The organism is bacterium SCSIO 12696, from assembly GCA_024397955.1.
Classification (GTDB): domain Bacteria; phylum Pseudomonadota; class Gammaproteobacteria; order Pseudomonadales; family Porticoccaceae; genus SCSIO-12696.
On record CP073744.1, the window covers coordinates 2,817,098 to 2,831,017 of the forward strand.

The window sequence follows — 13,920 nt, forward strand, 5'->3', positions numbered from 1 at the left end:
GAACAATCGTACCCATGATTGGTACTTTGTTATGAATGCCTGTGGCCGTCTACAACGACAAGTTTGTTGTGGCTGGCCTCTACTGGTGTATTCAGCGCCCATCTTTCAGAATCATTGCAACCTATCTGACATATTAAAGATAAGAGAGCGCTATGGGGAATGACAGGCAGGCAAGGCTGGATTGGGTATTGATTGCGGCAGTGGCTTGCCAGGTTGTGTTGGGCATCTTCCTTATCTATTCCGCCTCATCGGCACCTGGGGAGAGGATATATGCTGATTCATTATCCTTTTTCCGGCGACATCTCTGGGTGTTGGCTGTTTCATTGGTGGTCGCTGTTGCCCTGTTTTGGCATTGGCGCAGCTATTTGGTCAAAAGGTACGCCAAGCATTTATTAGGGTTGGCGATTGCATTGGTGTTGCTGACTCTGGTTCCGGGGGTGGGTGCAAAGATCAACGGTGCCAGCAGATGGCTACAGATTGGACCGCTGATTGTCTATATGCAGCCTGTGGTTATCCTTTTTATTGCGGTCTATAGCAGCAAGCTTTTCGCGGATAATTTTGGCAGTAATCGTCTATGCAGCAGACCAAGTTTGCTGTTGTTCTCAACCATTGTTGTATTTGCCTTGTTAAACAGTTTGCAGCCTGATGTGACCAGCACAGTGTTGCTGGTAACGGTGTTTCTCTTCTGTGGTTGCATTGCCAGATGGTACAAATTTGTGGGCATCACCTTTTTGACCGTTGCCTGTTTTGTGCTGTTTTCTGTAATGACAATGCCTTACCGGTGGGCTCGCATAGCCGAATTGTATGAACCATTCAACCATCGCTTTGACAGTGGTTATCAAATGGTACTGAGTCTGTCATCCATCGGTGGCGGCGGTGTATGGGGAGTGGGTTACGGAGATGGCCTTATAAAAAATTATCTTCCTGACGTTCAAGGCAGCTTTATTTACTCTGCATTAGTAGAAGAGTTGGGTGCTGTGGGCGGGTTAACCGCATTGGCGTTAGCGGCGGTTATCTGCTGGCGGTGTTTTGCGATTGCTGGCCGCTTGATAAAACACCAAAAGCACTTTGAGGGCATGCTGGTTTACTTTCTGTCTTTTTGGATGACCCTACTCAGTATTTTTCATGTGGCCTGTGTGCTTGGCCTGTTACCCGTGTTTAATGTGCCATTTCCGTTTTTGAGTTATGGCGGTAGTTATTTTTTGGTTTTTATGGTTGTTGTTGCTCTTGCTCTGAAGTTTGATTACCAGCTTAAATTATCTAATAACTCTTCCTTAAAAGAGTTAGGATTTTATCGGCAGTCTTCACTTTTGATCTTAATGACGTCTTTCGTAACAGTAGGCTTTAGTCTTGTGTCCGAAGCAGTCTCAAATAAGGCACTGGATAAAGAATACGAAAAATACCGAATGGCTTTTCATCATTTGTTGCACAAGGATGAAAAAAAGATACCTGTTGCGGGTGAAAGAAAAGGAAAAATAGTGGATAGGTTTGGTAAACCTTTGGCCAAGAGTGTACGAGTTTACAATGTGTGGTCGAATCCGGAAGGTTTTGATTTTGAGAACAATAAGCTCGTTGCCTTGTCAGCATTGCTTGATACGAATTTGAAGGAAACAGTTGATCGTATACATAAATTCAATAGTCAGGGGAAAAAGTTTGTTTATCTGAAGAAGGGGGTGGATTCAGACATTGTGCAAGCAGTTAAAAATCTCGGTATATCTGGTGTTTATTTTAATCCTGTGGAAGAAAGGCACTACCCGTTTGGTGAGTCAGTGGCACATGTTGTGGGTATTTCGGATATGGATGGGAAAGGCTTGGAGGGGGCAGAAAGGTTTTTTAGTCAGCAACTGTTCGATGGCAAAGAGGGACGTGATGTACAGCTGAGCATCGATCAAAGAATTCAGCAAACCGTTTTTGCAACACTGAGAGATACTGCTTCCGCGCATAGCATTGAGAAAGGTGCCGCCATTGTTGTTGACACCCGTAATGGCGAAGTGTTGGCTTTGGCTAGCTACCCTTCCTATAACCCAAACAATCGTAAGAATTTGTTGATACAGAATACTTTTAACCGGGCAATTTCCAGCCGGGTTGAACCGGGTATGGCCATTTCCCCCTTTACTCTGATGGGGGCAATGAATGACCGCGACTTTCGGGACTCAGTAACCGCTGTAGATACCGCGCCTGGCTATTTGAAGATTGGCAAAAACGTTATTAAAGACCCAGCCAATTATGGCCGTTTAACTTTTCCCGAGTTGCTGGAAAAACGCAGCAAGGTGGGATTGAGTCAAGTTGCAAGCAATGTTCCCCGAAAGACGCTATGGCTGACATTGGACTCTTTGGGGTTGGGTATGACCCACAATATCGAGTTGCCTGGCCAGGTGGCGGGCTACTTGCCTCACTGGAGTGATTGGTCTGATGTTGGCACCGCCACTCTCTCTTATGGTTATGGCCTCTCTGTAACACCACTGCACTTGGCACAGGCTTATTTGGCGATAGCCAATGATGGCGAAATGCCAGCGGTCACGTTAACAAAGAATCAGCGTTCCAAAGGGGTTGGCAGCGCATTGACCACACCGGCTATTGCCAGGGAGATTCGCTTTTATATGGAGCGCAAGCCAGTGTCTGTATCAAAAAATGGTGTTAACACAGACCTGCGCATTGCAGGCCAGGGAGCTTTGGTTCAGAAGGTTGGGCCCACCGGTTATGAGGAGAACTACACCGGGCTGTTCGTAGGTATGGCGCCGATTGAAGACCCACGTTATCTGGTGGTTGTAATGCTCGATAACGCGCCGACCGATCAGAGTCGTTCGTTGGCCATACTGGCCGAAGCTGCTTTTGCTGATGTTGTAGCAGCGGTGGAGCAGTTGGATTGGCAATAATCCTCCAATTGGATAGCCAGCTTTGTTCCTCTATCCAAGAGGGCACTTTCGTTTAGTCCGTCTCCTTTGACGCCGCTAATATGGCCATCTGTTTATGGGCAGTAATTTACCGAGAATGGCGTATAATGCGCGGCTTTGCGCCCCATGGGGGCGTATTCACCAACGGGTATCAATGAAGGCTTTGGCGGCATGGCGGATAGTAACTTTCTCAATCAACTTGGCAACCGGCGCACGTTTGCGATTATCAGCCACCCCGATGCCGGCAAGACCACCATCACTGAAAAGATGCTGTTGTTCGGCAACGCCATTCAATTGGCAGGGTCGGTAAAAGGTAAAAAGGGCCCTCACGCTAAGTCGGACTGGATGAGCATGGAGCAGGAGCGGGGTATTTCGGTGACCTCGTCGGTGATGCAGTTCCCCTACGGAGGCCGTACCGTCAACTTGCTGGATACACCCGGGCACGAAGACTTTTCTGAAGATACCTATCGCACGCTGACCGCGGTGGACTCCGTGCTAATGGTGATCGATGGTGCCAAGGGCGTTGAGGATCGCACCATCAAGCTGATGGAGGTGTGCCGCCTGCGGGATACGCCGATTCTGTCATTTATCAACAAAATGGACCGTGATATTCGCGACCCCATTGAGGTGATGGATGAAGTTGAGGAGGTGCTGAAGATCAAAGCCGCCCCCATCAATTGGCCGTTGGGTATGGGCAAGGAATTCAAAGGGGTGTACAACCTGTATACCGATACCGTGCACGTATACCAGCAGGGCATGGGGCACACCATCAACGACGATATTCAGATCAAAGGCATCGATAGCGACGAGTTTACCGAGCTACTGGGGCCTTACGCCGATGATGTTCGTGAAGAGCTTGAACTGGTGCGCGGCGCCTGCCACGAATTTAATCTGGACGAATACCTGGCCGGTGAGTTAACCCCGGTGTTTTTCGGCTCCGCCATGGGCAACTTTGGTGTGCGCGAGATGCTGGACGGCTTTGTGGAGTGGGCGCCGACGCCCATCGCGCGGGAAACTCACGAGCGTACCATTGATCCGTCGGAAGAAAAATTCAGCGGTTTTGTGTTTAAGATTCAAGCGAATATGGATCCCAAGCACCGGGACCGCATTGCCTTTATGCGCATCTGCTCAGGTACCTACACCAAGGGCATGAAAATGAAACACGTGCGCATTGGCAAAGATGTGAAAATTGCCGATGCAGTGACGTTTTTGGCGGGGGATCGCTCCCATGTGGAAGAGGCAATTTCTGGCGATATTATCGGCCTGCACAACCACGGCACTATTCAGATTGGCGATACCTTTACTGAAGGGGAAACTCTGAAATTTACCGGTATCCCACACTTTGCACCGGAACTGTTTCGCCGCATTCGCCTGAAAGATCCACTGAAGTTAAAGGCGCTGCAAAAAGGTTTGCAGCAGCTTTCCGAAGAAGGTTCCACCCAGGTGTTTTTCCCAAAAAACAGCAACGATATTGTTGTGGGGGCGGTAGGGGTGCTGCAGTTTGAGGTGGTGGCCTATCGTTTGAAAGATGAATACAAGGTGGAAGCCATTTACGAGCCGGTAAATGTGAACACTGCCCGTTGGGTAGACTGCGACGACCCCAAGAAAATGGAAGAGTTTGAGCGCAAGTGCAAAGAAAACCTGGCCATCGATGGCGGCGGCCACTTAACTTATTTAGCACCAACGCGCGTGAACTTGTCGTTGACGGAAGAGCGTTATCCGGATGTGACTTTCCGGGCGACCAGGGAGCATTAAATGCTGCTTCGAGCAACAAGCTGCTGGTGGTGAGTTGTTGGTGAGAAATTTTATCTTACTGAACTTTGCACTAAACTGTTTCGTAGCCCGTAGCCCGTAGCCCGTAGCCCGTAGCCCGTAGCCCGTAGCCCGTAGCCCGTAGCCCGTAGCCGACTTATGACCCCATCCGACGTCCCTCAACATCTTCGCGCCAACCGCAGCGGTTTCACCCGCTGGTTTGGCCGCACCTTGCTCAATGCCATGGGCTGGCAGGTGGAAGGGCGTATTCCCGATTTAAAAAAGTTTATTGTGGCCGGTGCGCCGCACACGTCCAACTGGGATTTTGTCATTGCCATGGCGGTGGTGATGGCGTTCGATATCAAGGCTAACTGGTTGGCTAAGCACACCATTTTTGTGTTTCCGTTCAAGCGTTTGTTTTTTGCGTTGGGTGGTATCCCGCTGGATCGCAGTAACACCAAAGGCATTGCCGAACAAATTGCCGATAAAATACGAGCCAGTGAACAGCTGGTCATTGGTATTATGCCGGAGGGTACTCGAAGCCGGGTGGAAAAATGGAAGAGCGGTTTTTTGCGTATTGCCTACGCCGCAAGTTGCCCGGTATTGCTGGCATCTCTGGATTTTAAGCACAAGCGCATCCGCTTCGGTGATTTGATTGAGGCCCGCAGCGATGTGGATCAGCAGCTGCTGGAAATTAAAGACTACTATCGCCAGTTTCAGCCAAAATACCCGGATAAATTTTAATGCCTATTCGCCACGGAACGGGTGAGGCAGTTTTGATGGTAAAAATGTTGGCACCCTGGCTCGCTGTCATTGTATTTTGGTGCATTTTTAAAAACGCTTGGCTGGCTCTGGTGAGTTATCACGTTCAGATAATTTTCTGGAATCGCCAATCGTTTCAACACTCCTTTTACCAGCTGTTTTCCGGTTTTTCTCTGAATAACTTTTTGTGGTTTGCTTTCCCTACTGTTTTAGTGGGGCCGGTGATGTTTTTTTTTGTTGCCGTATATTACCGAGGTTACCGTATCCAGCTGGCTGGCCAATTATGATTTAACAGGCTGGGCGTTGATTTTGATGGTGCCTTACTTTGGCCTGGTTCATCCGTTATTGGAGCAAATACACTGGGCACCATTGAGGCGAAGTACGCCGTTGGCTCACGGCATGTTTTCCGGCTACCATTTATTGGTGTTGTACACATTGCTGCCTATAAATTGGCTTTTGGCCGCCTTTATTGTGTTGGTTTTGGCGTCTATTTTCTGGAAGCGCATTGCCGCTCACCAAAACGGCTTGGCGATTCCCTATTGTTCTCACGCCCTCGCAGACTTGGGTATCGTAGGGACCGCCTGTTTGCTTGTTCACGTGTAGTGACGAAAAAGAGAAACACAAAACATAGAACCACTGGAAAGAATATCTTATGCAACCGGACTTAAACGAAATTCTGGATCACGCCAAAAAGCTGCTGCAAAAGGGCAATAACAGCGACGCCTGGATGTTGCTTGCGGAAGTGGTGAATTACGACCCAAAAAACCGCGCTGCGCTGATGATGCTGGCGGGGTCAAATTTCAGTGCCGGTAACTATGTTGCATCGACAAAGTGGTTTGCCAAATTGGTTGCTTTGGAACCCGGTGATGGCAAAGCGTCAGTAGCGCTGTTTAACAGCCTGTGGAAACAAGGTGAAAAAGATATGGCGATGGCCGAGATCAAACGTTTTATCAACACCGCTGATAAAACCAAAGAACGGCAAACCATTGAACAGTATCTGGCGATAACAGAGCAGTTTCAAGACGCCCAGAAGTAACGGGCACTCAGTATCAAGCGGGTTTCGTCCGCTTGTTGTTCCAGGCCGCTGTACATACGCTCCCGGCGCTTTGATCGAATATTGACGCCCTCGGCGCTGAGCTTCCAGTGACGACCCACCCGGTAGCTGTAACTCAATGTAGCGCTGGTGCCATTCTCGCCATTGCTGTCCATAAACGTACCGTCCAGATCGTCTATATGGAATCGCTCCCAGCGTAGCGCCAACCGCTGTGCTCCCCAGCGGCCCGCCACCATCAAGTAGCCGGAATCAAACCGATTGAGAACTACATTCTGGGTGCTGTTATCCATCTGGGTGCGGCCCTGCATATACTGGCTCAATAGCTCCCAGGTATCGTTAAATCGGTGCTGAAAGCCAATGTGCGTAAAGCGGGTGTGCCAGGCGTACTGACCGTTTTTGAAGGCACTGGGGTCGGCGTTATTGTTGTAGTAATGCACTGTGGCTTTGGTACTGCGCAGGTAATTCCAGTGCAAGCCTACATAGTAGCCAATGCGATTATCCCGCTCGATAAACGGCTCTACTTCCGGAGCTTGGTCTTCGAGCACTCGCCCTGGTGTAAACGTAGGCCGATCCGCCAGCGGCAGGCGGCCGCCGATACCGGTTTGACGTTCACTGTTGGTCCAGCCCCGCCACGCCAGTAAAGCGCCGGTGTTGTCATTAAAGCCGAACAATGAGGCGGTAATGCCAAAATCATGAGCGGATTGCCGGTAGCGGCCCTGGTTCAACCAGTGAGCCTGTACGCCGGCAGTGCGTAGCTCTTCGCCAATCCAGGTGTTGATGGTGGACGAGGTAATTGTGTAGGGGCTGCTCCACAATCGCCCGCGATTTTCCAGGGAAATATTGGGGTAAAAAAAGCCGGTTTTGTACGTAGGGCGCCAACTGGAATTGCTGAGCGGGCGGTATTGCCAATACAGTTCGGTGATGTCCAGCCGGTTGCCAGGTTGGTGGTTATACAACACTGTGGCTTTTAGATGAGAGTTGTGGCGCAAGCGGTAATCCAGGTCAACACCGGTTAATCCGGTTTGTAATTCCGTGTCCTGATTGCCCCCGTGCAGGTGTTTGCCCTGGCCGCGATCAAGCCAGGATTGCAGGCCGTTGCTGTCAGACAGCTGTAGTTCGCCAATGCCGGTTATCTTCAGTGGCGATGGTGATTGTTCCTGCTGGGCGCTGGCCAGTAATGGCAGCAGCAGGCTGGCAAAGGCCAGTATCGGCCGTATCACAAGGTTTCCTCAACGGCGCTGTCGGTAGCGTAGTTTTTTTGCCACCAGCGTTCTAACTCTTTGGCGGGCAGGGGTTTACTGATGAAATACCCTTGGGCGAAATCACAGCCAAACTGCTCCAACAGCTGTAGTGACTCCTGATCTTCAATACCTTCAGCGGTCACATGCATGCCCATCCGGTGGCCCAGGTTGATGGTGGAGCGCACGATAATAGCGTCGCTGTTGTTCTGTGTGATTTCCTGAATAAATTCTCGGTCAATTTTGAGTTCATGTACGGGCAGCTGCTTTAGCTGACCGAGTGATGAATAGCCGGTGCCATAGTCGTCTACCGACAGCTCGATGCCCATGGCTCTCAGCCGGTTCAACAGGTCGATGGCTTTTTGGGGGTCTTCCACGACCGCGCTTTCAGTCACCTCCAGTACCAGTTTGTTGGGCTCTATATCGTGGGCCTGTAAACGCTCCGGCACGATGTCGATCAGTTTTCCGGATAGCAAATCAGCGGCGGAGATATTAACCGCCACTTTCAGGTCTATGCCCTGTTGCTGCCACTGCTGGCTTTGCCACAGGGCTTTATTGATCACCCAAGCAGTGAGTTCAGTAATCAGCCCGGATTGCTCAGCAGCGGGAATAAATTGGTCTGGGCCAACAAAGCCGTGCTCTGGGTGAATCCAGCGCACCAGTGACTCTACCTGGGTGGGTTTTGCCTGTTCCAGACCATTGCTGATATCTAGCTTGGGCTGGTAATGCAATTCCAGTTGATCGTTGGCAATGGCATGGCGAAGCTCATGCAACAAGGCGAGGCGAAATACACTGTGGCTGTCGTGTTTAGGGTCGTAGTGCATCCAGGGGGCGTGTTTTTCCCGAGTGCAGTTGAGAGCAATTTCCGCATAGCGCAGAAGCGCATCGGCACTGTCGCCGTGTTCCGGGTAGCAAGCCACACCGGCGTGAGCCCCCAGCAGTACTGAAATATCGTCTACCTGAAATGGTTCCTTAAACAGGTTCTGCATTTGCGCAAACGCAGATTGGGTTTGTCGATTACGAGGTAAGAAGGCGGCAAAGCTGTCACTGCCAATGTAAGACAAAATGATTTGGCTGTTTACCTCCTGTAACTGCTGGGCAATATGACGCAACAACTGGTCACCCAAACTGTGGCCCAAGGTATGTTTAACTTCTTGCAAACGATCAACAGCAATAACCACCACATCGGCCTCGGCATTGCTGTGGCTATAAAACTTGATTTGTTGTTCTACCGCGCGGAGGAAGCCGGATTGGTTGTATAGCCCGGTGGCTTCGTTGTGGCTGGAGCGGAATACAATTTCCTGTTCACGCAGAGCTACTTTGCGTTGCATGTGGTTAAACTCTTCCGACAGCGCGGCAATCTCCCTGCTGCCGCTGACGCTGATAATCGGGGAGTAGTTGCCAGTACCCACTTTGCCAATGGCTTCCAGCAGTTGCTGAATGGGATTGGTAATGCCTCGGGCAATAAAATAAGCCACGGCAACGGTGAGTAAGGTGCCTACCACCAAAAGCAATAGCAGGCTGGCCCACCAGGAGCGAAAGCCGGATAGTAGTGGTTCCAGAGGCTGTGACAGTAGCACGTGCAGCTGTTGGTTTTCTCCGCCAGGCATGGGCTTCAGCAAAGCCAGGGTGCCAGCCACACTGACCACCTTGCCTGGGCTCTCAATGGCACTGGCAATCGCCGTCGACAATTCCTGTTTTTGCTCGCCTGCCAGGGTGCTGGCTAACAGCTTGGGCTGTAAGTCACCGCTGTGTAGATAACTGGTGTCCAGGTTGATCAACTGTTTAAACTGGTTTGCGTGAGCGTCGCCCAGTTCAAAGCCCATACCTACCCAACCTACGGGCAGTGGCGCTTTTACCGGGGTAAGTACCAATCGATAAATGGAGTCTCCGCTGTGCAGTAAATGGGTTTGCGGTTCCAGGGTTTGTTGAATGGCGTTGCGCTCAAGTTGACTGAGGGCAATGGTACGCTGGCCAATTTGAGCAACCGGAGTGCCATCAAGATCCGTAAACAGTGCTACATCGGCTTCTACACGGGAGCTGTGGTTTAACAGCACACTGCGGATGGTGGCCTGGTCGCGGTTGCCAACCGCTTCGCGAAAGCTCCAGTCTTTGGCAATGGTGTCAATGGAACGCTGCAAATATTGATTGCTGGTCTGCCATTCGCTATTGAACAGTCGCTGAGAAGATTGCAGCTGGCTGCGTATGGTTTGATCCAGATTGTCCCTACTGGCTCGGTAAGTGAGGGTGAGGGTGGTCCACTGCAAACACAACAGCAACACAAAGAAGCTGATAAAAATCCGCCAGCGCAGGGTAGAAAAATGCTTTGGCAGCTTCACGGTAAGGCCCCTTTAGTAGTTGTTGTCGTCAAACGGCTGGTCTGGCGACTGTGGTCGAAATCCTTTTTTGAGTTTGTGCGCCAAGGTGAAGCGTGCCACTCCTTTATCGCCCTCTACCTCAACGATAATGGGTTTTGAGTCCCGCTTGTCCAGCTGAGGGTGCCACAAATGGAATTGGTAGGTTCCTGGTGGCAGATCGTCAAGCTTCTGGTTGTTTGGTGAGAGCAGGGTAAAAAATGGTGTGTCTACCACTATCAGGTAAGCCAGCATCCAGTCGTGAATATTGCACCCCAGTACGACAATGCCGGTTTTATCAAATACTACGGGGCCGGGCAGCTGTTTTTTGTAAAGGGGCAACTCAAAAGATTTGGCCGGGGAAAACGAATAAACATGATGGCTGGTGTCGTCTTGATTGGGGAATACTACCTGGGTGCCTCGCTGGATAACCGAAATATAGGGTTCGAACTGTAAGTTGCGTTGTACGATGGCGGTTTGCTGAGGTGATGAATCATCGACAGTAAGAGGAGACTGAGCAACCGCGTATACTACTGCTTTGTTTAATTGAAGGGGTTTGCCCTTGCGGTCAACGATCTCAATATCAATGCTGGCATTGGCGCTGGCATAACTACAGCAAAAAAATACCAGCAGGCAAAAAGGCCAGTGGCTGGGTCGCAACATGGGTTTCCCTCACAAAAGCGCCATTATTATTAGGGCAGCGCAAACTGCATTCTAAGCGGCGATGACTACAGTGGATATGAACCAGGTCAAATGGTTCACATTCCGTTGCAAAACTGCCAAGCAGTACACAGTTATCGGCCCAAATGGCTATTTCTTAACTTTTGTATCGAGATATCCCATGGCAAAAGCTGACGCCACGAAGGTGAGGTGAATAATCACATACCATCTCAAGTCACCGTGGTGAAGGTTTTCAATATCCATAAACTTCTTGAGCAGATGGATAGAGGAAATTGCCACAATGCTGGCGGCAATCTTGGCTTTCAGGGAAGAGGTGTCCAGTTTGCCCAGCCAATTGAGCTTTTCGTCGCTAGTGTCTACATCGAGCTGGGAAACAAAGTTTTCGTAACCACTCATCATTACCATCACCAGCAGTCCACCCACCATGGCGATATCGATCAGTGACAGCACAACCAAGATCATCTTGGCTTCGGTGATAAACGGGCTATCTACCAACAGGTGAAACAGCTCTATGAAGAACTTCACACCCAACGCCACTACTGCCAGGCTCAAGCCCAGGTAGATAGGGGCCAGCAGCCAGCGTGCCCGGTATAGCAGCCCTTCGATCAATCGTTCCATAGCGCCCTCAATGCGTCAGTTACGGCAGCGGCTAAATATATCAGAAAGCGTTAACGGTTTAAGCCCTATCGATGTAGGTCAGAGAGTAAGTGGCTTTCTGTTTTGTTTTTATGTACAGTTATTTCTGTCAATACAGAAATAACTGATGGGTAGCGTCATGACAATTACGCCATTAATGGAAAGATACATATTGCACTGGGGTGAAATGGGCACTCGCTGGGGTGTGAATCGCACTGTAGCGCAGATACACGCGTTACTTTATTTGTGCCCCGAACCGATGAATGCCGAGACCATAGCCTCTCTTCTGTCTGTGGCTCGTTCCAACGTCAGTACTAGCCTTAAAGAGCTGCACAGTTGGGATTTGATTCAGGTAAGCCATGTACTGGGCGATCGTCGCGATCATTACAGTGCTCAGGGAGATACCTGGGAAATGTTGTTGACGGTCATTGAGGGGCGCAAACGTCGGGAGATCGATCCTACTTTGACTATGTTGCGCCGCTGTGAACTGGAAATGATGAACGACAATGACACCCCAGAGCCTGTTAAGGAAAAAATTAGTCAGATGCTCAACTTTATGTCGACTCTTACAGACTGGTATCAACAAGTAAGGGGTTTACCAAAGCCGACTTTAGTAAAACTAATGAAAATGGGTGCCAAGGTAGCCCGTTTTATTCCCGGAAAAACAACCTCAAAAAGTGAGTAGAAAATAACTGAGTGGGAAGTAGCGATGAAATTGAAGAGGTATCAGCCATTTATATATCTTTTGTTGGCACTCGCGTTCTCAATTTTATTCCGGGTGCTTCATCACTTTAGCTTAGATAAGAGTGCCCTTGTTTATATTGGCTTTCCATTTGTCATTGGCGTAGTGCTTTCGGCAATTAAATCTCACGTTGAGAGAAATGATCCAAAAGTAGAAAGCTGGTGGAGAAGAAGCTGGGATCATTTTGTAGGTTCGAGCGTAGTGGTTCTGGCAAGTTCTTTAATGTTGTTTGAAGGCTTTATTTGCGTATTAATGCTTTTGCCGGTCTATTATTTTGTGATTCTATTCTGTTTTGGTGTTAGGGAAATGCTGCGCCGTTGTGAGGATGGCACTCGCTTTTTTCCAGCTCACTCGCTTCCCATTGTTATGGTAGCGCTGTCCCTGGAGGGTGTAGCGCCAGAACTCAGTATTGACCGACATAATCAAGTTGTTATTTCCCAGGATGTTAATCTCGATATTTCCACTATTCGCGAAAACCTAATAAAGCCTATAGAGCTGTCTGAAGATCGAAGTGCCTTGCTTAAACTCTTTCCAATGCCTTACCAAATATCAGGCGAGACGCTAAAGCAAGGTGATGTGCACAAAATCGATTTTCGCTACCACCGCTGGTTTGTTACCAATACTCATGAAGGTTCGATGTGGTTAAAGCTGTCGGAAGTCGAGGACCAACGTATACGCACGGAGTTTTTAAAAGACACCAGTTACATTTCTACATACATGAGATTGCAGAGCACAGAAATTAATTTTGAGCCACTCGCCGGTGGGCAAACTCGGGTGTCCTTGTCTATAGAGTATGAGCGCCGTCTGGATCCCGCTTGGTACTTCGGCCCGCTGCAACGCTATGCAGTTGAACAAATGGCTCACCATTTAATCAAGGAGGTAATGGTTCGTGAATAAGCGATACAGTAACGAAAGGGTGATTGATGGTTACCCCAATTGTAATGCGTTACAGGGGGATGTGCGCTGGTCACCGGGCAAATCCATTTACATTACACTGATGTATTTAAGTGCGATTTTTGGCGGTATTATCTATTTCAGTTGGGGCGCGTTTGTTCTCTTTATTGTGAGCAGTGGTATCACGCTGTGTTTTGGCCACTCTATCGGTATGCACCGCAAACTGATTCACAGTAGTTTTGACTGCCCCTTATGGTTGGAGCAGGTAATGGTATATCTGGGTACATTGGTGGGATTGGGTGGCCCTTTTACTATGACAAAAACTCACGATATGCGCGATTGGGCACAAAGGCAGTCAGAGTGCCACGACTATTACGGCCACCGCCAAGCTATCTGGAGAGACGGGTGGTGGCAAATTCATTGTGATATCCACTTGCATAACCCGCCGGAATTTCGTTTTGACCAGCGTATGAAAACGGATCGTTTCTATCTTTGGTTGGAAAAAACGGCTATATGGCAACAGCTTCCTTGGGCGCTTTTATTCTTTTTTGTCGGAGGCTGGGGCTGGTTATTCTGGGGCGTTTGCGCACGTGTTGCGGTAGGGGTTACCGGTCACTGGTTGGTGGGCTATTTCGCTCATAATCGCGGTGGTCAGCATTGGAAAGTCGATGGCGCCAGTGTGCAAGGATATGACGTCAAGTTCTGCGGCCTGATCACATTTGGTGAGTGTTGGCATAACAATCACCATGCTTTTCCCGGTTCTGCCAGGTTAGGCCTATGTGAAAATCAATTCGACCCTGGCTGGTTAGTGCTCCAAACACTGAAAAAATGCCAGCTTGTTTCTAATTTGAAAACTCCTGCTGATTTACCGAATAGGCCAGAACTTTTGCCGGTATAAAATTCTACCTCTGTA

12 protein-coding genes are annotated in these 13,920 nt (G+C 49.4%); 8 read left to right on the forward strand and 4 right to left on the reverse strand.

Annotated elements, in window-relative coordinates; genetic code table 11:
• Positions 1-152: 152 nt before the first annotated feature.
• The 5 genes from KFE80_12990 (at position 153) to KFE80_13010 (ending at position 6,444) form a co-directional block, all read left to right on the forward strand.
• On the forward strand, positions 153-2,876 hold the full coding sequence (locus tag KFE80_12990) for an FtsW/RodA/SpoVE family cell cycle protein (GenBank protein UTW45257.1): 2,724 nt from the start codon (positions 153-155) through the stop codon (positions 2,874-2,876).
• A gap of 189 nt (positions 2,877-3,065) precedes the next feature.
• Positions 3,066-4,649: a peptide chain release factor 3 gene (locus KFE80_12995; protein ID UTW46736.1), complete on the forward strand. Its 1,584-nt coding sequence runs from the start codon at positions 3,066-3,068 to the stop codon at positions 4,647-4,649.
• Positions 4,650-4,805: 156 nt separating this feature from the next.
• Positions 4,806-5,390, forward strand: coding sequence for a 1-acyl-sn-glycerol-3-phosphate acyltransferase (locus tag KFE80_13000; protein ID UTW45258.1), 585 nt, complete (start codon positions 4,806-4,808; stop codon positions 5,388-5,390).
• 252 nt (positions 5,391-5,642) lie between these two features.
• Positions 5,643-6,011, forward strand: a complete 369-nt coding sequence (locus KFE80_13005; GenBank protein UTW45259.1) for a hypothetical protein — start codon at positions 5,643-5,645, stop codon at positions 6,009-6,011.
• A gap of 49 nt (positions 6,012-6,060) precedes the next feature.
• The gene (locus tag KFE80_13010; GenBank protein UTW45260.1) at positions 6,061-6,444 is read left to right on the forward strand and encodes a hypothetical protein; all 384 of its coding nucleotides are present in this window, start codon (positions 6,061-6,063) and stop codon (positions 6,442-6,444) included.
• Here the strand turns inward: KFE80_13010 and KFE80_13015 are convergent.
• The 4 genes from KFE80_13015 to KFE80_13030 form a co-directional block, all read right to left on the reverse strand.
• On the reverse strand, positions 6,426-7,682 hold the full coding sequence (locus tag KFE80_13015; GenBank protein UTW45261.1) for a hypothetical protein: 1,257 nt from the start codon (positions 7,680-7,682) through the stop codon (positions 6,426-6,428). The genes KFE80_13010 and KFE80_13015 overlap by 19 nt on opposite strands.
• Positions 7,679-10,039, reverse strand: coding sequence for an EAL domain-containing protein (locus tag KFE80_13020; protein ID UTW45262.1), 2,361 nt, complete (start codon positions 10,037-10,039; stop codon positions 7,679-7,681). The genes KFE80_13015 and KFE80_13020 overlap by 4 nt, the downstream gene beginning before the upstream one ends.
• A gap of 12 nt (positions 10,040-10,051) precedes the next feature.
• Positions 10,052-10,717 (reverse strand): methylamine utilization protein, encoded by a 666-nt coding sequence (locus KFE80_13025; GenBank protein ID UTW45263.1) that lies wholly within the window; start codon positions 10,715-10,717, stop codon positions 10,052-10,054.
• A gap of 147 nt (positions 10,718-10,864) precedes the next feature.
• Positions 10,865-11,353: a TIGR00645 family protein gene (locus tag KFE80_13030; protein UTW45264.1), complete on the reverse strand. Its 489-nt coding sequence runs from the start codon at positions 11,351-11,353 to the stop codon at positions 10,865-10,867.
• 157 nt (positions 11,354-11,510) lie between these two features.
• Between KFE80_13030 and KFE80_13035 the strand changes: the two genes are divergently transcribed.
• The 3 genes from KFE80_13035 to KFE80_13045 all read left to right on the forward strand — a co-directional run bounded on the left by KFE80_13035 (position 11,511) and on the right by KFE80_13045 (position 13,905).
• The gene (locus KFE80_13035; protein ID UTW45265.1) at positions 11,511-12,056 is read left to right on the forward strand and encodes an ArsR family transcriptional regulator; all 546 of its coding nucleotides are present in this window, start codon (positions 11,511-11,513) and stop codon (positions 12,054-12,056) included.
• A 24-nt stretch (positions 12,057-12,080) separates the two neighbouring features.
• Positions 12,081-13,010: a hypothetical protein gene (locus KFE80_13040; protein UTW45266.1), complete on the forward strand. Its 930-nt coding sequence runs from the start codon at positions 12,081-12,083 to the stop codon at positions 13,008-13,010.
• A 100-nt stretch (positions 13,011-13,110) separates the two neighbouring features.
• Entirely contained in the window at positions 13,111-13,905 is a 795-nt protein-coding gene (locus KFE80_13045) for an acyl-CoA desaturase (GenBank protein UTW46737.1), read from the forward strand.
• Positions 13,906-13,920 lie beyond the last annotated feature (15 nt).

Bases quoted from the DNA above. Each gene is read 5' to 3' on its own strand.
- KFE80_13025 (UTW45263.1), bottom strand. From the start codon at position 10,717: ATGTTGCGACCCAGCCACTGGCCTTTTTGCCTGCTGGTATTTTTTTGC.
- KFE80_13010 (UTW45260.1), top strand. From the start codon at position 6,061: ATGCAACCGGACTTAAACGAAATTCTGGATCACGCCAAAAAGCTGCTG.
- KFE80_13030 (UTW45264.1), bottom strand. From the start codon at position 11,353: ATGGAACGATTGATCGAAGGGCTGCTATACCGGGCACGCTGGCTGCTG.
- KFE80_13040 (UTW45266.1), top strand. From the start codon at position 12,081: ATGAAATTGAAGAGGTATCAGCCATTTATATATCTTTTGTTGGCACTC.
- KFE80_13000 (UTW45258.1), top strand. From the start codon at position 4,806: ATGACCCCATCCGACGTCCCTCAACATCTTCGCGCCAACCGCAGCGGT.
- KFE80_13035 (UTW45265.1), top strand. From the start codon at position 11,511: ATGACAATTACGCCATTAATGGAAAGATACATATTGCACTGGGGTGAA.
- KFE80_12990 (UTW45257.1), top strand. From the start codon at position 153: ATGGGGAATGACAGGCAGGCAAGGCTGGATTGGGTATTGATTGCGGCA.
- KFE80_12995 (UTW46736.1), top strand. From the start codon at position 3,066: ATGGCGGATAGTAACTTTCTCAATCAACTTGGCAACCGGCGCACGTTT.
- KFE80_13045 (UTW46737.1), top strand. From the start codon at position 13,111: ATGTATTTAAGTGCGATTTTTGGCGGTATTATCTATTTCAGTTGGGGC.